Origin of the sequence: Paraburkholderia sp. NPDC080076 (assembly GCF_050281145.1) — a bacterium.
Lineage (GTDB): Bacteria > Pseudomonadota > Gammaproteobacteria > Burkholderiales > Burkholderiaceae > Paraburkholderia.
In genome coordinates, this window is record NZ_JBNNWQ010000013.1 from 71009 (window position 1) to 90034 (window position 19026).

18 protein-coding genes are annotated in these 19026 nt (G+C 63.9%); 7 read left to right on the top strand and 11 right to left on the bottom strand.

Features of this window, described 5'->3' with window-relative positions; all coding sequences use genetic code 11:
* Positions 1-227: 227 nt before the first annotated feature.
* The 7 genes from ACQKRQ_RS36125 to ACQKRQ_RS36155 all read right to left on the bottom strand — a co-directional run bounded on the left by ACQKRQ_RS36125 (position 228) and on the right by ACQKRQ_RS36155 (position 9400).
* Positions 228-1178, bottom strand: coding sequence for a dimethyl sulfoxide reductase anchor subunit family protein (locus tag ACQKRQ_RS36125; protein ID WP_132382985.1), 951 nt, complete (start codon positions 1176-1178; stop codon positions 228-230).
* Between the two features lie 20 nt (positions 1179-1198).
* The gene (locus ACQKRQ_RS36130; RefSeq protein ID WP_408178367.1) at positions 1199-1954 is read right to left on the bottom strand and encodes a 4Fe-4S dicluster domain-containing protein; all 756 of its coding nucleotides are present in this window, start codon (positions 1952-1954) and stop codon (positions 1199-1201) included.
* Between the two features lie 27 nt (positions 1955-1981).
* Positions 1982-4906, bottom strand: a complete 2925-nt coding sequence (locus ACQKRQ_RS36135) for a molybdopterin-dependent oxidoreductase (protein ID WP_427482409.1) — start codon at positions 4904-4906, stop codon at positions 1982-1984.
* A gap of 178 nt (positions 4907-5084) precedes the next feature.
* Positions 5085-6083 carry an Ldh family oxidoreductase gene (locus tag ACQKRQ_RS36140; RefSeq protein WP_427482410.1) on the bottom strand — a complete coding sequence of 333 codons (999 nt, stop codon included), beginning with the start codon at positions 6081-6083 and terminating at the stop codon, positions 5085-5087.
* 189 nt (positions 6084-6272) lie between these two features.
* Positions 6273-7643 carry a C4-dicarboxylate transporter DctA gene (dctA, locus tag ACQKRQ_RS36145; RefSeq protein ID WP_132382978.1) on the bottom strand — a complete coding sequence of 457 codons (1371 nt, stop codon included), beginning with the start codon at positions 7641-7643 and terminating at the stop codon, positions 6273-6275.
* 177 nt (positions 7644-7820) lie between these two features.
* Entirely contained in the window at positions 7821-8996 is a 1176-nt protein-coding gene (locus tag ACQKRQ_RS36150; RefSeq protein ID WP_427482412.1) for a UxaA family hydrolase, read from the bottom strand.
* 59 nt (positions 8997-9055) lie between these two features.
* A complete protein-coding gene (locus ACQKRQ_RS36155; RefSeq protein ID WP_240975458.1) occupies positions 9056-9400 on the bottom strand; it encodes a UxaA family hydrolase in 345 nt (114 codons plus the stop codon).
* 258 nt (positions 9401-9658) lie between these two features.
* Here ACQKRQ_RS36155 and ACQKRQ_RS36160 point away from each other — a divergent pair, with 258 nt between their 5' ends.
* The gene (locus ACQKRQ_RS36160) at positions 9659-10417 is read left to right on the top strand and encodes a GntR family transcriptional regulator (protein ID WP_132382974.1); all 759 of its coding nucleotides are present in this window, start codon (positions 9659-9661) and stop codon (positions 10415-10417) included.
* A gap of 21 nt (positions 10418-10438) precedes the next feature.
* Here ACQKRQ_RS36160 and ACQKRQ_RS36165 read toward each other — a convergent pair whose 3' ends face one another.
* Positions 10439-11371 carry a 2-hydroxyacid dehydrogenase gene (locus ACQKRQ_RS36165; protein WP_427482414.1) on the bottom strand — a complete coding sequence of 311 codons (933 nt, stop codon included), beginning with the start codon at positions 11369-11371 and terminating at the stop codon, positions 10439-10441.
* A 257-nt stretch (positions 11372-11628) separates the two neighbouring features.
* Here ACQKRQ_RS36165 and ACQKRQ_RS36170 point away from each other — a divergent pair, with 257 nt between their 5' ends.
* Positions 11629-13116 carry a sensor domain-containing diguanylate cyclase gene (locus tag ACQKRQ_RS36170; RefSeq protein WP_408178371.1) on the top strand — a complete coding sequence of 496 codons (1488 nt, stop codon included), beginning with the start codon at positions 11629-11631 and terminating at the stop codon, positions 13114-13116.
* A gap of 124 nt (positions 13117-13240) precedes the next feature.
* On the opposite strand, the gene ACQKRQ_RS36175 is transcribed toward ACQKRQ_RS36170, so the two are convergent.
* Complete coding sequence (locus ACQKRQ_RS36175) at positions 13241-13543, bottom strand: putative quinol monooxygenase (RefSeq protein WP_427482416.1); 303 nt, start codon at positions 13541-13543, stop codon at positions 13241-13243.
* Between the two features lie 268 nt (positions 13544-13811).
* On the opposite strand from ACQKRQ_RS36175, the gene ACQKRQ_RS36180 reads away from it, so the two are divergent.
* Positions 13812-14153: a zinc ribbon domain-containing protein YjdM gene (locus tag ACQKRQ_RS36180; protein WP_427482418.1), complete on the top strand. Its 342-nt coding sequence runs from the start codon at positions 13812-13814 to the stop codon at positions 14151-14153.
* A 54-nt stretch (positions 14154-14207) separates the two neighbouring features.
* Positions 14208-14624, top strand: coding sequence for a VOC family protein (locus tag ACQKRQ_RS36185; RefSeq protein WP_132382964.1), 417 nt, complete (start codon positions 14208-14210; stop codon positions 14622-14624).
* Here the strand turns inward: ACQKRQ_RS36185 and ACQKRQ_RS36190 are convergent.
* Positions 14621-16021 carry a heavy metal sensor histidine kinase gene (locus tag ACQKRQ_RS36190; protein ID WP_427482421.1) on the bottom strand — a complete coding sequence of 467 codons (1401 nt, stop codon included), beginning with the start codon at positions 16019-16021 and terminating at the stop codon, positions 14621-14623. The genes ACQKRQ_RS36185 and ACQKRQ_RS36190 overlap by 4 nt on opposite strands.
* Positions 16018-16689, bottom strand: coding sequence for a heavy metal response regulator transcription factor (locus ACQKRQ_RS36195; protein ID WP_408178375.1), 672 nt, complete (start codon positions 16687-16689; stop codon positions 16018-16020). The genes ACQKRQ_RS36190 and ACQKRQ_RS36195 overlap by 4 nt, the downstream gene beginning before the upstream one ends.
* A gap of 203 nt (positions 16690-16892) precedes the next feature.
* On the opposite strand from ACQKRQ_RS36195, the gene ACQKRQ_RS36200 reads away from it, so the two are divergent.
* The 3 genes from ACQKRQ_RS36200 (at position 16893) to ACQKRQ_RS36210 (ending at position 19023) form a co-directional block, all read left to right on the top strand.
* Positions 16893-17525, top strand: a complete 633-nt coding sequence (locus ACQKRQ_RS36200; protein WP_132382959.1) for a hypothetical protein — start codon at positions 16893-16895, stop codon at positions 17523-17525.
* A 92-nt stretch (positions 17526-17617) separates the two neighbouring features.
* Positions 17618-18250 carry a cytochrome b/b6 domain-containing protein gene (locus ACQKRQ_RS36205; RefSeq protein ID WP_132382957.1) on the top strand — a complete coding sequence of 211 codons (633 nt, stop codon included), beginning with the start codon at positions 17618-17620 and terminating at the stop codon, positions 18248-18250.
* The gene (locus ACQKRQ_RS36210) at positions 18247-19023 is read left to right on the top strand and encodes a molybdopterin-dependent oxidoreductase (protein ID WP_408178377.1); all 777 of its coding nucleotides are present in this window, start codon (positions 18247-18249) and stop codon (positions 19021-19023) included. The genes ACQKRQ_RS36205 and ACQKRQ_RS36210 overlap by 4 nt, the downstream gene beginning before the upstream one ends.
* The last annotated feature ends 3 nt before the right edge of the window (positions 19024-19026 follow it).

The window sequence follows — 19026 nt, forward strand, 5'->3', positions numbered from 1 at the left end:
CCACCCTTTGGCCGATCCCTTTGACTTAACAATGACGTTCTTTTATCAGCAATGAACTGACCGACCGGTACAGCGGAGGCCTCAGAAAAAATGCAGGCCTTATGAATTCGCCTTAGAAGTCAAAATGATCCGGATTTTCTGATTCTTCTATTGCAGAATGATTTCCCCACCGTTTTTTCACATGGCGAATGGCTCGTCAATAACCCAAACCCGCGCGACCCCGCTCCTCACCCCACCCTCGCGTAATAAAGATTCTGCGGATGCTTCGCCTCTGCAAAGAAAAACCAGCGCTCCGCCACCAGCCCCGCGTACTGCACGAGACACGCCGCAGCCAGCAGACCGAGCGAAACGCCGATCGAATGCAAGCTCGCCCCTAACGCCATCAACAACACCGGCGCGACGAACGCCGTCGCGAGAAAGCCCCATTTGACACCGCGCAGCGTCCCCGCCGATTTGCCATGAAAGAACTCGCGCAGATTGAACGCCCCGGCGGTGAAGCCGCGCGACACCTGCACCAGCTTCGGATTGTGAATGCCGGTGGCGCTCTGCACCGTCGACTTCGGCCGCAAGCGCGCATTGCGCACGAGCGACGCCGAGCGGCTCGCGAGACCCGCGAGCGTCAGCAAGCACGCGCAGACAGCGAGCCCAGCAGTCCACTCAGGCGCAAACCACGCGGTCAAAGCCGTCGCCAGCGTGAAGCCTGACGCGCAGCCGAGCAGCGCGAAGTTGACCAGTGTGAGCGGCGTAGCCCACTCCTGCAGAAAGCGCAGACACGCGTAGATCATCGCCGTGCAGACGAACAGCACGGCGCTCGCCAGCACGCCGAGCCAGCCGATCGCAAGCGACCACGGCGAGCCGAACCAATGCGCGACACCGTAGAAAAACGCACAGGCGAGAAACGCCGGCAGGCACAGACATTCGCGCGACAACCACGAGGTCCGCCACATCGCGATCGCACGCCATGCGCGTTCGGGATGGCCGAGATGGAAGAACGATGCGAGCAGTCCGAGCGCGCCCAACACCACCGACACGCCCGCGCCGGCGACATAGAACGCCTCGACAGGCGACCCGAGCAGGCCAAGATGCGCGGCAGTTTCCACGCCGACGAGCGCGATCAGCAGCCCCTGCGCCGCGCCGCTCAAAGTGGTCAGAAAAACCACGGAGAATGCGGGATTCATCGTGAGGTCCTATCGGTTCATTAGATGCGCGTCGCCATCGACGCGAGATGCAACTCGCCGCGCTCGAATTGCGCATCGAGCGATTCCGGCGACACGCCCGGCTCCTGCAGCGAGCCGGACGATTTGCATGAACAGGAACCGCTGCCGCAACCCGCGGCCTCGGTCGGCACACGCGGCAAATAGTGATTCGCCGGCCGTGTATTCCACTCGGGCATCAACTGGTAGCCGCCGCGCTCCTCGATCGCCTTCGACACCACCGAATCCGGATCATGAATATCGCCGAACAGCCGCGCCGAAGTCGGGCAAGCGAGCACACAGGCCGGCTGACGGTCGCGCTCGGACAGATTTTCATCGTGGATCCGATCGACGCACAGCGTGCACTTGGTCATTTCCTTGCGCCCTTCGTCGAGCTCGCGCGCGCCGTACGGACACGCCCACGCGCAATACTTGCAGCCGATACAGCGGTCGAAGTCCACCAGCACGAGCCCGTCTTCCTTGCGCTTATAGCTCGCACCGGTCGGACAGACCGGTACGCACGGCGGGTCCTCGCAGTGCAGACACGACTTCGGAAAATGGATCGTCTCGGCGTTGGGAAAACTACCGGCTTCAAAGCTCTGCACCCGGTTGAAGAAGGTGCCGGACGGATCCGCGTCGTACGGATTCAGATCGGCGAGACTGCCCGATTCGCCCGACGTGTTCCACTCCTTGCAACTCGTCACGCACGCATGGCACCCCACGCACACGTTCAGATCGATCACCAATGCCATCTGTGTCATCAAAGGCTCCTTGCGGCTGTCTCGATGCTATTTGCGCCCCGTCGCGCCGCGCAGCCGCGCCGCGAACTCCCCTCGTCCCGCGAAGTAGGTCTGCACGATCCGCGAGATCACGCCGTTCTCACCCGGCACCGCGCCCATCGCCGCGAATTGCGGCAGCGTGTGCCGCGCGTCGGCTTCCGCCGGATAGATGCGCACGCGCACGTCGTACCACGCGGCCTGGCCCGTCACCGGATCGGAATTCGACATGCGCCGCGCCACGTCGTCGTCGCGGCCGGGCAGCTCGTCGGTAATGAGGTGATTGAGCAGGAAACCGCGTTGCGATTCATTCGCGCCCGGGCCGAGGTTCCATGCACCCGACGCCTTGCCGATCGCGTTCCATGTCCAGACCGTGCCCGGTTCGACGGTCTCGCTGAAGCGCGCCATGCAACGCACGCGGCCCCATTGCGATTCGGCGTAGATCCAGGCGCCGTCGGCAATACCGTTCTCGGCGGCCATCAACGGATTCATGTACAGATAGTTCTCGCCGTGAATCTGCCGCAGCCACGCGTTCTGCGAGTCCCACGAGTGGTACATCGCCATCGGCCGCTGGGTCACCGCGGCGAGCGGAAACTGGTCTAGGTCGGTGGCCGCGCTTTCCAGCGGCGCATACCAGAACGGCAGCGGATCGAAGTACTTTTCGACGCGCGCGCGCAAGTGATCCGGCGGCTGCCTGCCGCTCGTACGGCCCTGCGCGGCGAGCCTGAACTTCTGCATCACGTCGGAATACAACTGGATCAGAATCGGCTCACCGAACTTGCGAAAACCGTGCTTGACCGCCCACTCGAGATACGGCCCGTTGCAGTTGCGCATGTACTGCAGCGTCTCGGGCAACCGGTAATGGAACACGCAATTGTTCTTCGCGTACTGCTCCCACTGGTTCGGATTCGGTTCACCCACCAGCGCCTTGTCGCCATCCTTGCCACGCCAGCCGATCAGAAAGCCCACGCCGGAATCCGGCGAAGTCGTGAAATTGACCACGAAGTCGGGATAGTCGCGATAACGCCGCGCGCCCTCGGCGGTCGTGAAGGCAGGAAACTTCAAACGCGACGCAAGCTCGATCAGCACTTCCTGGAACGGCTTGCATTCGCCGGTGGGCGGCACGACCGGCACGCGCACCGAATCCACCGGACCGTCGAATTCGGAGATCGGCCGGTCGAGCATGGACATCGCGTCGTGCCGTTCCAGATACGTCGTGTCGGGCAGGATCAGATCGGCGAACGCCGTCATCTCCGACTGGAACGCGTCGCACACCACCAGAAACGGAATCTTGTACTCGCCGCTGGCGTGCTTGTCGACCAGCATCTCGCGCACTTTCATCGTGTTCATCGACGAATTCCACGCCATGTTGGCCATGAAAATCATCAACGTGTCGATCGGATACGGATCGCCGCGCCACGCGTTGGTAATCACGCTGTGCATCAGGCCATGCACGGCGAGCGGATATTCCCACGAGAAGGCCTTGTCGATGCGCACCGGCCCGCCCTGTTCGTCGATGAACAGGTCCTCGGGCGCAGCGGGCCAGCCGAGCGGACCGGTGGCGAGCGGCGTGTTCGGCTTGACGGCGTCGGGGCTGTTCGGCGGTTTCGCCGACGGCGGCACGGCGCGCGGAAACGGCGACTTGTGACGAAAGCCGCCGGGCGTGTCGATCGTGCCGAGCAGCGACATCAGCACGGCCAGCGCGCGGATCGACTGGAAGCCGTTGGAGTGCGCCGCGAGGCCGCGCATCGCGTGAAAGGCGACCGGATTGCCGGTGACCGTTTCGTGCGTCTCGCCCCACGCGTCGGTCCAGCGGATCGGCAAAGTGATGCGGTGATCGCGGCTCGTCTGGATCATTTCACCCGCGAGGCGGCGAATCGTGTCCGCCGAAATGCCGGTGATGCCTGCCGCCCACTCGGGCGTGCAATCGGCCACGCGTTCGCGCAGCAAGGCGAACGACGGCGTGACCGGCGTGCCGTCGTCGAGCGTATAGCGGCCGTCGAGCGCGGGTTCGACGCCGGGCGTGTGATGCGGCACGGCGCGCGCCGCTTGAGCGTCCCACCAGAGATGATTCTGCGGAAACAGCGGGTTGCCGACCGGCCGCTCGGGATCACGCACGAACAGGCCGAAGTTTTCGCTGGCTTCGTCGAGATCGACGAGTTCCGCCGCGTTGGTGTAGCGGCGCACGAATTCGTGATCCCACGCGTCGGCGGCAATCAGTTCGTGCAGAAATGCCATGAACAGCGCACCATCGGTGCCGGGTTTGATCGGCACCCATTCGTCGGCGATTGCCGCGTAGCCGGTGCGGATCGGATTGATCGCAATGAAGCGGCCGCCCGCGCGCTTGAACTTCGAAATGGCGATCTTGAGCGGATTCGAGTGATGGTCCTCCGCCGTGCCGATCATGAAGAAGAGCTTGGCGCTGTCGAGATCCGGCCCGCCGAATTCCCAGAACGAGCCGCCGATCGTATAGATCATGCCCGCCGCCATGTTCGCCGAGCAGAAGCCGCCGTGCGCCGCGTAATTAGGCGTACCGAACTGTTTGGCAAAGAGGCCGGTCAGCGCCTGCATCTGGTCGCGCCCGGTGAAAAGCGCGAATTTTTTTGGGTCGGTGGCGCGAATCTCGCCGAGGCGCTTTTCGAGCACGTCGAACGCATGCTCCCACGACACCGGCTCGAACTGCGCGCTGCCGCGCTCCGCGCCTGGCTTGCGCATCAACGGTTGAGTGAGACGCGCGGGCGAGTACTGCTTCATGATGCCCGAGGCGCCCTTCGCGCAAATCACGCCCTGGTTCAGCGGATGCTCCGGATTGCCGTCGATGTAGCGCACCTCGCCTTCACGCAGATGCACACGAATGCCGCAACGGCAGGCGCACATGTAGCAGGTGGTCGTCTTGATGTCGAGCCGTTCATCCTGCGTGCGGGCGTGATGTTCCATGCGGGATCTCCGTCGCTGCTCCGGTGGGGCCGAAGCGGTGGTGATGCGATACCGCTCATCCTATGCGCCGCGGCCTCACAAGGGAAATCGCCATTTTCGAGAGAAACTATCCGCCACGCCGATAGTTTCCTTTTGCCTTTCAATGGCGCGCCGGCTGCGGCGCTTTGGTCAACGTCGGCTAACCGCGACCTTCGAGTTGTGCGATCAGCGCATCCGGGATCTCGACGCCGTCTTTGTGCGCCGTGTCCGCGAGACGCTCTCTTCGATCGCCGGGCAAGCGCACGTCGTCGTCCGCGAGCATCATGTCGATCAGCGCTTCCACGCGCGACAGATAGGTTTCGTCGCCGGCGAGCGCACCTGGATCGATCGCCCAGAACAGATGACCGATGCGCGAGCGCTCTCCCTCTTCAGTCAGAAACGAGCCGGCTTCGTAGCCGAAGTTCGCGCCCGTCAGCGCCGCCGCCAGCAGTTCGACGACCAGCGCCAGCATCGCGCCTTTGGCGCCGCCGAACGGCAGCATCATGCCGTCGAGGGCCGCGCGGGCGTCGGTGGTCGGCTGGCCGTCGCGGGTGGTCGCCCAGCCTTCGGGAATCGGCTTGCCGTCGCGCGCGGCCAGCGCGATCTTGCCGCGCGCGATCTGCGACAGCGCGAGGTCGATCACGAGTGGCTCGCCATGCCGACGCGGGAACACGGCGGCGATCGGGTTGGTCCCGAACAGGGCACGGCGGCCGCCCCACGCGGGCATCGCCGCCGGCGAATTGCTGAACGCAAGAGCAACCATGCCAGCGGCGCCGAGCGCGGCCAGATGGGCCGCGCCCACGCCGAAATGGTGGCTGCGCTTCACGCCCGCGACCGCGCTGCCGTACCGCTTCGTGCGCTCGGCAAGCGTCGAGACCGCGAGGTCGCACGCGCGATAGGCCAAACCGTCCGCGCCGTCGATCAGCACCGCCGCGCCGCGATCCGCCACGATCGTCGCTTGCGCGGCGGGATCGACGCGGCCGTTGCGCAACTGCGCGCAATACATCGGCAAACGCGATACACCGTGCGACGACAAACCGCGCAGGTCCGCATAGACCAGCGCGCGAGCCGTGGACTCGGCGGTGGCCGGCAACGCGCCCGCGCGGCGCAGCGAGTCGACGGCAAGCGTGGTGAGCGCGTCGGGAGACAATCGGGCCATCGGGTCATTCCTAAGTTGTTGTGTTGTTGGTATTGGTCGGGCGCCGCGGCGAACCGTTCAACCGGAAACCCAGCCACGCACTGCGCGACGAGCATGCGATCGAAGCGCACACGAAGCAATGCCGCAATGCATCGATTGCGGCATTGCCCATGACGATCCTCATTCGGATCGCCGTCGTGATTGTCCTACTTAGCCGCCCTTTTCCAGCAGCGTCGTGCCGGCGGCCGGGCGTCTCTCCTCGAGGCCGGGTTGAGTCGACGGCCCCTGTGCCTGCGGTTTCGACTGCGACTGCGGCTGCACCTGATCCCGGACTTCGCGCGGAGCCGCGAGGAATTCCCGCGCCGCGCGCGCATCGAAAGCCCCTTCCCAGCGCGCAACCACCAGCGTCGCCACCACGTTGCCGATCATATTGGTCAGCGCACGGATTTCGTTGAGCACGCGATCGACGCCGAGAATCAGCGTGATGCCCGCCACGGGAATGATGTTGTGCGTCGACAGTGTCGCCGTCAATGCGACCAGCGCAGCGCCCGCCACACCCGCGCCGCCCTTCGACGTCAGCATCAGAATCGCCAGCAAACCCAGTTGCTGCATCAGCGAGAGATGCGTGTTGGTGGCCTGCGCGATGAACAGCGAGGTCATGGTCAGATAGATCGCGGCGCCGTCGAGGTTGAACGAATAGCCCGTGGGCAGCACGAGGCCGACGATCGCCCGCGGGCAGCCCATGCGTTCAAGCTTCTCCATCAGGCGCGGCAGCACGGATTCCGTGGTGGACGTGCCCAGCACGATCAGCAGTTCCTCGCGGAAGTAGCGCAACAGCGGCCAGAGTCCGACGCCTGCCCAGCGCGCCGCCGCACCGAGCACGACGACGATGAACAGGATACTGGTGATGTAGAAGCAGAGAATCAGCAGACCGAGTTGCTGCAAGGTGCCGATGCCGTATTTGCCGACCGTGAAGGCAATCGCGCCGAATGCGCCAAGCGGCGCGAGCCGCATGATCATCTCGACGATGCGCATGAGCGTATCGCCGAACTGTTCGATGCCGCGCATGAGCAACCGGCTGCGCTGCGACATGATCGACAGCGCGATGCCGAACAGCACCGAGAACAGCAGCACCTGCAGCAGATCGCCACGCGCGAACGCGCCGACCACCGAATTCGGCACGATCATATCGAAGAAGCTCGAGGACGCCGAATGCGCGTCCGCCACGTAGTGCGTCACGGCGTGCGCGTCGAGCGTGGCGGGATCGATGTTCAGCCCCGCGCCGGGATGCAGCACGTTTGCCACGACCAGCCCGATCACGAGCGCGATGGTGGTCACCACCTCGAAGTAGAGCAATGTTTTGAAGCCGACGCGGCCGACCTGCTTGAGGCTTTCCATCCGCGCAATGCCGACTGACACGGTGCAGAAGATCACCAGCGTGATCAGCATCTTGATGAGGCGGATGAAGGTATCGCCGAGCGGCTTCATTTCGACGCCGAACGCGGGCGCGAAGTAACCGACGAGAATTCCGGCCGCAAGTCCGATCAGGACCTGCACGTAGAGATGTTTGAGCACGCGCAAGATGGTGTCTCCTCCACTCGCTGCCGCCAGGTGTCGAACCGGCGCCGTAGCGGCATGGCTTGCCGGCAACGGGCGGCGTCGTGGCCGTTCTCCGTGCCGGCGCGCGCCGGGAATTGGGGGTCCACTGCGATACTACCAGGCAAGCGCGAGGCAACCGCGCTTGCCCGGCCGCCAGACTCAGGCGCTTTCGAACAGCCGGGTCAGCACGAACTCGCGATGACCGAGCGCTTCCGCCGCGGTAAAGCGGCCGTTGATCGTGGCCATCATGCATTCGAGCAGTTTATCGCCGCTCTGATCGAGGTTTTGTTCGCGCTGCAGGATGCCGGTTACGTCGACGTCGATATGCTCGCCCATGGTGCGAACCGTACGCGGGTTCGCGCAGATCTTGATGACCGGCACGATCGGGTTGCCGATCACGTTGCCCTGCCCCGTCGGGAAGAAATGCACCGCGAAGCCGGACGCCGCACACAAGGTCACCATCTCTGCCGCCGCCGAAGACGAGTCCATGAACCACAGGCCCGCGTGCGTCGGTTCCTCGGCTTTGTCGAGCACGCCGTCCACCATGCACTTCTTGCCGATTTTCTGAATATTGCCGAGCGCCTTTTCCTCGATGGTCGTGAGGCCGCCCGCGATGTTGCCCTTGGTGGGTTGCGACTCGGAAAGATCGTCGGTCTTCCAGCGGTTGATCATGTCCTGATAGCGGTCGAACATGAACTGGAAGCGCTCGCGCACGCCGTCGTTGGCGCAGCGTGCAGCGACGATCTGCTCGCCGCCGGTCAACTCCGAGGTCTCGCCGAACACGAGCGTGGTGCCGAGTCCGTACAGCTTGTCGAAAGCATTGCCGACAGTCGGATTGGCGCCGCAGCCCGAGGTCGTATCCGACTCGCCGCATTTGGTGGAGACCCATAGGTCCGAAATCGGACATTCCTCGCGATCGAGCGACGTGGCGTACTGCACCATTTCCTTGGCCGCCTTCGAGGCGCGCATGATGGTGTCGTGGTCGCCGTGCAGTTCGATGCCGAAGCCCATCACCGGCTTGCCGGTTTTCGCAATGCCGTCCACCACGCGCTTGGTCCAGCCTTCCTCGATGCCGATCACGACCACCGCCGCGACATTCGGATTGCTGCCCGCGCCGATCAGCGTGCGAAAGTGCAGATCGAGGTCGGCGCCGAACTGCAGCCGCCCGTACGGATGCGGCAGCGCCATGGTGCCCTTGATGTTGTTCTCCACGGCTTGCGCCGCGGCGTTCGACAGATCGTCGACCGGCAGGATGATCACGTGGTTGCGTACGCCAACGCGGCCATTGTCGCGACGATAGCCGCGGAAAGTCGTATCCAGGTCAATCACGCTCATGGTGTATCTCTCGTTCAGGTGTGGGGGCGATTCAATTGCGGCAGTCTGTCCGGCGCGACTTACCAGCGCTTCGTCTTGATGTTGTGCACGTGGGCGTGTTCGCCGGCGCTGATCGGCGCGACCACCTTGCCGATATCGACGCCGTACTTGAACACCGTGTCACCCACCGCCATGTCCTTGAGCGCCACCTTGTGACCGATGGGAATGTCCTGCTTGGCAGGGAAAGTCACGATCTCGTCGTCGTCCATGATCCATGCGTTGAGTTGCGTGCCCGCCTTGATGCCCTCGACGACCGCCACACCGACTGTGTCCTTCGCCTCGTGCAACACGATGTGAATCGTCTTGCGTTCGGGCGATGCGCCCGCTGCCGCGGTGCCCTTAATGTCTGCCGTGGGATTGCTCATTAGCGTCTCCGTTCGTGTATTGAATGCGGTGTCGTGCCGCCGGGGAAAGCGCAGCCAGATGCGCTGCTGTGATTCGATAGTAGGCGCCGCATCGATGGATGTCAACTAGGTCATCTATATGTGTTAGATGAGTGTTTTCCAGTAGTGTCGAGATAATCCATGTCATCTAGATGGACTAGATGAGTTTGTCGTTTAAAATCCAGGCAGGTTTAACCTTCGCGAGCGGCGTCGCGCGACTCGCGTATTTCAGAGGTTGTCATGAGCACGCTCGCCATCAATCCGCCCGCACTGGGCGGCACGCGCTACAAAGAGGTCAAGAGCGCGATTCTCGCCGCGCTCTCGGCAGGCGAATGGAAAGGCGGCGAATGCATTCCTTCGGAGAAGCGGCTCGCCGAGCGCTTCGGCGTGTCCATCGGCACGCTGCGCAAAGCGATCGACGAACTGTGCGCCGAGAACATCCTGATCCGTCACCAGGGCCTGGGCACGTTTGTGTCCATGCATCAGCGCGACCGGCATTTTTTCCGTTTCTTCAGGATCGTGCGGCGCGACGGCGACAAGGCCTATCCCGTCGTCACGCTGGTCGATTTCAAAAAGGCCCGCGCCTCGCGCGACGTGGCGGCCGCCCTCGGCGTGGAAACCGGCGCGCGCGTGTTCCAGTTCGTCAACGGCCTGGCGCTGCATGGCAAAACGGTGCTGATCGAACATATCACCGTGCCGGAGGCCCATTTTCCGGGCCTCACCGAAACGAAACTGCGCAACCGACCGAACACGCTGTACAACTTCTATCAGGACGGCTTCGGCATCAACGTGGTCGAAACCGATGAACGCGTGAGCGTGGGTCTCGCGAGCGAACTGGAGAGCGCGCAACTCGGCGTCGAGGTCGGCGCGCCGTTGCTGGAGATCCGGCGTATCGCCTACTCGTATCACCGCAGCGTGGTCGAGCTGCGCGTTTCACGGGTCAATACCGAAGAGTACGAGTACATCGGCAACCGGCCGGGCGGCAACGAAGAGAAGTAGCCGCGGAACGCGCTTGCGACGTCAGATTGGCGTCAATACCGGCTCGCCCGCAAAATGCCGCCGGGCGTTGCTCAGAAAGTTGTCGACCGAGGCGGTGATCGCTTCCGGCGAGCGGCCGCCCACGTGCGGCGTCAACACCACGTTGCGCAGTGCCAGCAAAGCCCCCGGTGGATTCGGCTCGCCCTCGTAGACGTCGAGCGCGGCGCCGGCAATCGTGCCGGCTGTAAGCGCGTGAGCGAGCGCCGCCGTGTCGAGCACGCTGCCGCGCGAGACGTTGACCACGAAGCCGTGCGGGCCGAGCGCCTCGAACACCGCCTCGTCGATCAGATGACGCGTGCCCGCACCGCCCGGCGTCGCGACGATCAAAAAGTCGCTCCAGCGCGCGAGCCCTTCCACGCTGTCGAAGTACTGATGTGGGGAGCCTTCACGCGGCTTACGGTTGTGATAGCCGATTTCCATCTCGAAGCCCGCGCCGCGGCGCGCGACCTTCTCGCCGATATTGCCGAGCCCGACAATGCCGAGGCGCTTGCCGGAGACGTTCGGGCGCATCGGCAAGGTGTCGCGCCAGACGCCCGCGCGCGTGGCCTGATCGAGTTGCGGCACGTCGCGCACCACCGCGAGCAGCAAGGCGAATGCATGATCGGCCACGCAATGATCGTTGGTGCCCGCGCCGTTGACGAGCACGATACCGCGCGAGCGGGCGTGGTCGACGGCGAGGTTTTCATAGCCCGCGCCCAGCGCGCTAAGCAGTTCGAGCTGCGGCATGCGGTCGATGTCCGCGGCGGCGAGCCCGGTCGTGCCGTTGGTCAGCACGGCGCGAATCGTCTTGCCGTGCGCGTCGAGCGCGGCGGCTCGTTCGGCGGCATCGGGCGCGTAGACCACTTCGAACGCCGCCTCGATCTTGGCGCGGCTTGTATCGTTGAGGTGGATCAGAACTAGCAGGGATGGCTTCATGGCGGCGCTTTTTCTTGGCAACGTGGATGGACCGGACAAGTTTCAGGCCAGTGTAACAAGGCTCCAGGACGCTTGCCGGCAAGCGTCCCGAGAACTGGATGCCCCGCCGGGCGCACCCCGGCGCACCTCAAGTCGATCGGAAGCCCGCCGTTATCTTGTTAGACGCCCTGACGCAAAAATGATGCGTAACGGGTCTTTCTTTTCAGCCACAGCCCAACCCGTCTTAAAATGGCGGCACTTCCGATCCTGAGAACCTCATGCTGGACATCCTCCCGCGCGGCCCTGCGCCCGCCAACGACGATTCCGAGATGTTCGAACTCGCGCCCGTCTCGCTCTGGCTCGAAGACTTCAGCGGCGTGCGCAGCTTGTTCGACGCATGGCGGGCAGACGGCGTGACCGATCTGCGCGCGCATTTCGCCGCCAATCCGGGCTGCGTCGCGCAATGCGCGCACAGCATCCGCGTCATCAAGGTGAATCAGAAGACGCTGACGCAATTCGAGGCCGCCGATTTCGAGGCGCTCACCGGCAATCTCGCCTCGGTATTCCGCGACGACATGCTCAAGACCCACCTCGAAGAGTTATGCCAGTTGTGGGCCGGGCAATCGCAGTTCACCAGCCAGACGGTCAACTACACGCTCGGCGGGCGGCGCCTCGACGTGCTGCTCAAGGGCGCCGTGCTGCCCGGCCACGAGGCGCGCTGGGACCGCGTGCTGGTGTCGGTCGAAGACATTACGGAACTGGAAGGCGCGCGGCATCGCGTGACGCTTGCCGAGCAGTATGTGCGCGGCCTGTTCGAGTATTCGCCGGTGTCGCTCTGGGTGGAGGATTTCAGCGCGGTCAAGCGTCTGCTTGACGAAGCGCGCGCGGCCGGCATCAACGATTTCCGCGTGTTCACGGACGTGCATCCCGAGTTCGTCGAACGCTGCATGCAGGAAATCCATGTGCTCGACGTGAACCAGCACACGCTCGACATGTTCGCGGCGAAAGACAAGAAAACGCTGCTCGCGCGTCTCGCCGACGTGTTCCGTGATGACATGCGTCCGCATTTCCGCGAGCAACTGGTCGACCTGTGGGACGGCAAGCTGTTCCAGCAGCGCGAAGTGCTCAACTATTCGCTCGACGGCAGCGAGGTGCACGTGCACCTGCAGTTCTCCGTCCTGCCGGGCCATGAGAAGACGTGGGATCTGGTGCTGGTGGCGCTCACGGACATCACGGCGCGCAAGAAAGCCGAAGCCTATCTCGAGTTCCTCGGCAAGCACGACGTGCTGACCAAACTGCGCAACCGCTCTTTCTACGTGGACGAACTGAACCGGCTCGAACGCAAGGGCCCGTGGCCCGTGACGATCATCATGGCCGATCTGAACGGTTTGAAACGCGTGAACGATCAGCTCGGCCACGCCGCGGGCGACGCGCTTTTGCGGCGCGCCGGCGAGGTGCTGGCCAAGGCGACTGAGACGCCGTTTCACGCGGCGCGCATCGGCGGCGACGAGTTCGCGATCCTGATGCCGGACACCGACGAGCGCGGCGGCGCCGCGATGGTCGATGCGATCAGGCAACTGGTGGAGTTAAACAATCAGTTCTATCCGGGCTCGCCGCTCAGCTTCTCGATGGGCGCGGCCACCTGCCAGCGCGGCGACCGGCTCGAAGCAGGCGTGCAGCGCGCCGATCTGCTGATGTACGAGGAAAAGCGCGCGACCTACGCGAACCAGCCCGCTGCGAACGCGTCCGACGCGGCAGGCGGCTGACAAGCGCACGCGCCGGATCGCGGCGCGGCGCCGGCGCTGCGTCGGCGTGATAACCGCCATATTCCGCGTTGCAGTGGCAGCAAACGGGAAGGCCGTGCGACCGGGCGCGCCGTCAGCGGCTCGTTCAGCCCGGCAATTTGGCCGCCAGCACATCGATCTTTTCGATAGTGGGCGGCGAGGCGAACAGTTCGCCGGCCTTCGCCATCAACGCGGCCGCCACCTTGCCGTTCAGGTGCGCGTCACGGCCGCTTTCATCCGGAAAGGCGTCGAAGATGCCGAATGTGGACGGCCCCAGCTTCAAACCGAACCACGCGACGGTGCCCGGCTCTTCCTCGACGAGCGGCAAGCCGCCGAGCAGAAACGCTTCGACCTCTTTTTCCTTGCCGGGCTTGGCTTCGAGACGAACGTACAGTGCGAGTTTGACCATGACAGAACTCCTGTTGTGAGATTCGAGCAATCGGTGTGCTTTGCAAAGCTTCGCCAGACGTGACGAAACTTGCGGGACCGCCAGCTATCGGAAAAGTATAGTCCGCTGCCCGTGCAGCGTCGCCACACGTGACTCGCGCCGGCCTCCGCACTCGCTAGTTTGCGCTGGCGCAGCATCCCGCGCATCGGACGCCGGCGGCCGCCACACGTCCGCTATACTCGCCGACCCTGAAGTTATCCGCGGCCCGCCGCGGTCTGGAAAGAAAATCATGTCGACAATTCCCGCCTGCCCGCAGTGCGCGATGGAAAACACCTACCCGGAGGGCGACAACTACGTCTGCCCCGATTGCGCGCATGAATGGCCGACGAACGCCGCCGTGTCCGCCGACGACGCCGACGAGCCCGTGGTCAAGGACGCCAACGGCAACCCGCTGGCCGATGGCGATGCCGTCGTGCTGATCAAGGACCTGAAAGTGAAAGGCTCGTCGATCACGCTGAAAATGGGCACCAAGGTGAAGAGCATTCGCCTTGTCGGCGGCGATCATGAGGTGGACTGCAAGATGGACGCCGGCAACTTCATGTTGAAGGCCGCGTATCTGAAGAAGGTCTGAGTCTGAAACAACGGCGCTGGCCGGCACGGGCAGCACTCACGAGGAGCGACAGCCATGCTTTCCCACGTTTTCATCGGCATCAGTGATTTCGAACGTGCCTGCGGCTTTTACGACGTGCTGATGGATACGCTCGATCTGCGGCTCAAGTTCCGCGATCCCGACGCATGCTGGTCCGGCTGGATGGCGGCGGATGCGCCGCGCCCGCTGTTCGTGATCGGCAAGCCTTACGACGGCCAACCAGCGTCGGCCGGCAACGGTCAGATGATCGCCCTGCTCGCCGCCGACCGCGCCACGGTCGATCGCGCGCACGCCGCGGCGCTCGCTCACGGCGGCACGTGCGAGGGGCCGCCGGGTTTGCGTCCGCAGTATCACGCGAACTACTACGGCGCTTACTTTCGCGATCCGGACGGCAACAAGCTCTGCGTGTGCTGTCATGAGCCGCAGACCTCCACCGTTGCAACCGGTACTTAAGCGCCCGGAAAGCGCAACTCGAAACGCACCACGCCCGGCGCCGGACACACCACGCGCGCCGTGCCGCCATGCAGATGCATGATCGCCTTGACGATCGCGAGGCCCAGACCGCTCGATTCGGTGAACGCGCTGCGTGCCGCGTCTGCGCGATAAAAACGATCGAACAGACGGCCTAGTTGCTCGTCGGGAATCGGCGCGCCGTCGTTTTCGACCACCACGGTGGCGCCCGCTTCGTCCTGCGTGCCACGCAGACGCACCACCGTATCGCTCGCGCCGTAACGCACGGCATTGACGACCAGGTTGTTGATCGCGCGGCGGCACAGCATCGGATTGACCGATGCCACGCCTGCGGCCTCGACCACGAAGCGCATGCCGCGTTCGTCGGCGAGACCTTCGAAATAGTCTGCGATCCTGACGAGTTCCTCGCGCAGATCGACCCGTTCACGCTCCACTGAAAGCGCCGCATGGTCCGCGTGCGCGAGAAACAGAATGTTTTCCGCGATATGGCTCAGGCGGCTCAGCTCCTCGAGATTCGATTCGAGCACCTGCTGATATTCGTCGGGCTCGCGGGTCCGGGCCAGCGTCACTTGCGTCTGCCCAATCAACGCGCCGACCGGTGTGCGGATCTCGTGCGCCAGATCGGCGGAGAACTGCGAGAGCCGTTGATAACCGTCGGCGAGACGGTCGAGCATGGCGTTGAACGCGTGCGTGAGCTGGCGCAATTCGAGCGGCGCCGCCTCGCTGTCGAGCCGCACGGACAGGCTCGCGGGACTAATCTGCGCGGCGCGCGTGGCAATCTCGCGAACTGGACGCAACGCGCGGCGCAGCACGTACCAGGCGAGCAGCGTCGCGGCCAGCATGCCGATCAGCGTGGCCAGCACGATGCGGTTGCGGTACGCAGCCAGCATGCGCACTTCCTCCGTCATCGGGTGGCCGGCGATCACTTCGACTTCGGTGCCGTCCTCGCGCGCTTTGGCGGTGGCGATCGCCCAATGCACCGGCACACCGTTGCCCAGCTGTGTCTGGCGAATGTCGGCAACGGTCGGCAAGCGGTCCTCAACACCGGCTTGCAGCGCGGGCACCGCCACGCCCGCCGGGTTCACGTCGATGAACGGCGCCTCGCCCGGACGGCGAAACAGCAGCACGTCCTGTTCCGCGCCGAGCATGGTCTCGAACAGCAGCGGCCGGCTCTTCAATTCGCTCACTGAATAGAGATCGCGCACGATGCGGCTGAAGTGCTCGACGCGGGCGGTCAGCACCACGTCCGCGCGGCGTTGCAACGACACTTCCGCGGACTGATAGAAATACGCGCCGAGCGTGCCGATCACCACGCACGCGATCGCCGCGAACAGCACCGTGGTGCGAGCCGTGAGCGAGCGCCCGGTCCAGAATTTCATGAGCTGTCGCCGAACGTGTAGCCGATGCTGCGCACCGTATGAATCAGCTTCTTTTCGAACGGATGGTCGATCTTGGCGCGCAGCCGCTTGATGGCCACGTCGACCACGTTGGTGTCGCTGTCGAAATTCATGTCCCACACTTCGGAGGCGATCTGCGTGCGCGACAGCGCTTCGCCCTGGCGGCGCACCAGCAGATGCAACAGCATGAATTCCTTGTTGGTGAGCGGAATCTCCACGCCTTCGCGCGTCACCTTGCGGCGCAGCACGTCGAGCTTGAGGTCGGCGATTTCGAATACGTCGCTTTCGCGGATCACGCCGCGGCGCAGCAGCGTGCGGATACGCAGCACCAGCTCCGTAAATGAAAACGGCTTGACGAGATAATCGTCCGCACCGAGTTCGAGGCCGCGAATACGGTCGCTGACGTGATCGCGCGCGGTCAGGAAAATCACCGGCAAATCGCGCCGCGCGCGCAGCGCACGCATGATTTCCCAACCGTCGATACCGGGCAGCATCACGTCCAGCACCACGAGGTCGTAAGCATTTTCGAGCGCCATGTGCAGGCCGTCCGTGCCGGTGCGCGCCAGATCGACCGCATAGCCGCTCTCGCGCAAACCTTTCTTCAGGTAGTCGCCGGTTTTCGGATCGTCTTCGATGACGAGGATGCTCATGGTGCTCGGTGCTCCGATTCGGACGTCCGCTCAGCAGTTCGTTCTGGCGCTCGCTGAAACGCTGAAATGCTGGACGTGGATATGCCGGCCATTTTACGTGGCTGCCGCGCGCCATTCATGACGTTTTTGTCATCCGCCTGTCACTCGCCGGAGCCGGTCCCGGGTCTAATCTGCCCCCATCCGTCACCACCTGGAGCTGATTCATGAAGATCGTTTCCGCGCACGCGTTGCGCGCCTTCGCCGCCCCCGCGCTCGTTGCCGCTGCTCTGCTCGCCGCCGGGCCGGCTGCCCAAGCCCAGAACGCCATGCCTACCGGCGTGCGCGGCACGGTGACGTCGCTGTCGGGCGATCTGCTCAAGGTCCACACGCGCGACGGCAAGGATGTCGACGTGAAGCTCGCCAAGGACACGCCGATTCGCGGCGTCGTGCTCGCCAATGTGAACGACATCAAGCCGGACAGCTATGTCGGCACCGCCGCGATTCCGCAAGCGGACGGCACGCTGAAGGCGCTCGAAGTGCACGTGTTCCCGGCCAGCATGCGCGGCTCGGGCGAAGGCCACCGTCCGTGGGATCTCGGCGGCAACAGCTCGATGACCAACGGCACCGTGGGTTCGCTCGTGGTCAGCAACGGCCGCACGATCACCGTGAAGTACAAGGACGGTGAAAAGAAAATCGTGATTCCGCAAGACGTGCCTATCGTCGCGCTGGAACCGGGTGACCGTTCGCTGCTGGTGCCGGGCGCGAAAGTCGTGCTGTTTGCCCACAAGGAAGCCGACGGCTCGATGGCCGCCAACTTCATCTCCGCAGGCGAGCATGGCGTGACGCCGCCGATGTAATACGGCGTTGCCAGCTTTGCTGTTTGCTTGAACAGCCGCGTTCTTCAATGGCGCGGCTTTCCACTTCCTGTTCGCCTCGCGACCCTTGCACCATGCCCGAACCGCAAACGCGCCTGCTCGTTCACCCGCTCGTCGTGCGAATCACGCACTGGATCAACGCATTCGCGATGGTCTGCATGGTGATGAGCGGCTGGGCCATCTATAACGCGTCGCCGTTTTTCCCGTTCAGATTTCCGGTGTGGGCGACCGTCGGCGGATGGCTGGGCGGCTCGATCGCGTGGCATTTCGCGGCGATGTGGCTGCTCTGCGCGAATGGGCTGCTGTATCTTGCGTATGGCGTCGGGCGCGGGCATTTCCGGCGCAAGCTGCTGCCGGTTCATCCGCGCGACGTGGTGCATGATGCGAGCCTCGCGCTACGCTTCAAGCTTCCGCACGATACCGGCAGATATAACGCGGTGCAACGTGCGCTATATCTGCTCGTGTTATGCCTTGGCGTGTTGCTGGTGGCGTCGGGCCTGTCCATCTGGAAGCCGGTGCAATTCTCCTGGCTCACCGCGCTATTCGGCGGCTTCGACTTCGCTCGACGCGTGCATTTCATCGCGATGGCAGGCGTAGTCGGTTTCGTGGTCGTGCATCTGGCGCTGGTGCTGCTCGTGCCGCGCACGTTGCTGCCGATGCTGACAGGGCGCGCACGGCATTCGACGCATGAAAGGAGCCAGGCATGAGCGCATCGAAATCCAACGACGACGCGCGCCGGTCCCGCATCGTACTTGCCGATCATCAGCCGCAAATCGAACGGCTGCAGAGACGCCTGTTCCTGCGCTCGTCGCTCTCCATTGGCGCATTGGCAATGCTCTCGGGCTGCAACATGCAGGACGGCGATTCGGTCGACAAGGTGCTGTGGGCCATGTCGCGCTGGAACGATCGCGTGCAGGCGTGGCTGTTCGACCGCAACAAGCTCGCACCGACCTATTCGGCGCGCGAAATCACCGACCCGTTCCCGTTCAATGCGTTTTATCCGGAGTTCGACGCGCCGGACATCGACGGCTCGACGTATCAACTGGAAGTGTCGGGGCTCGTGTCGGACAAGCGCAGCTGGAATCTCGATCAGCTACGCGCATTGCCGCAGGCTTCGCAGATCACGCGCCACATCTGCATTGAAGGATGGAGCGCGATCGGACAATGGCGCGGCGTGCCGTTTCGCACGTTTCTGGAGCGCATCGGCGCCGATCTGAACGCGCGCTATGTCGGCTTCAAATGCGCGGACCGCTATTACTCCAGCCTCGATATGGCAACGGCCTTGCATCCACAGACGCAGCTCACGCTCGACTTCCGCAACGAGCCGCTGCCGGCCAAGTACGGCTACCCGCTGAAGCTGCGCGTGCCGACCAAGCTCGGCTTCAAGAATCCCAAGCACATCGCGGCGATCTTCGTGACCAACACGAATCCCGGCGGCTATTGGGAAGACCAGGGGTACAACTGGTTTAGCGGCTTGTAACCT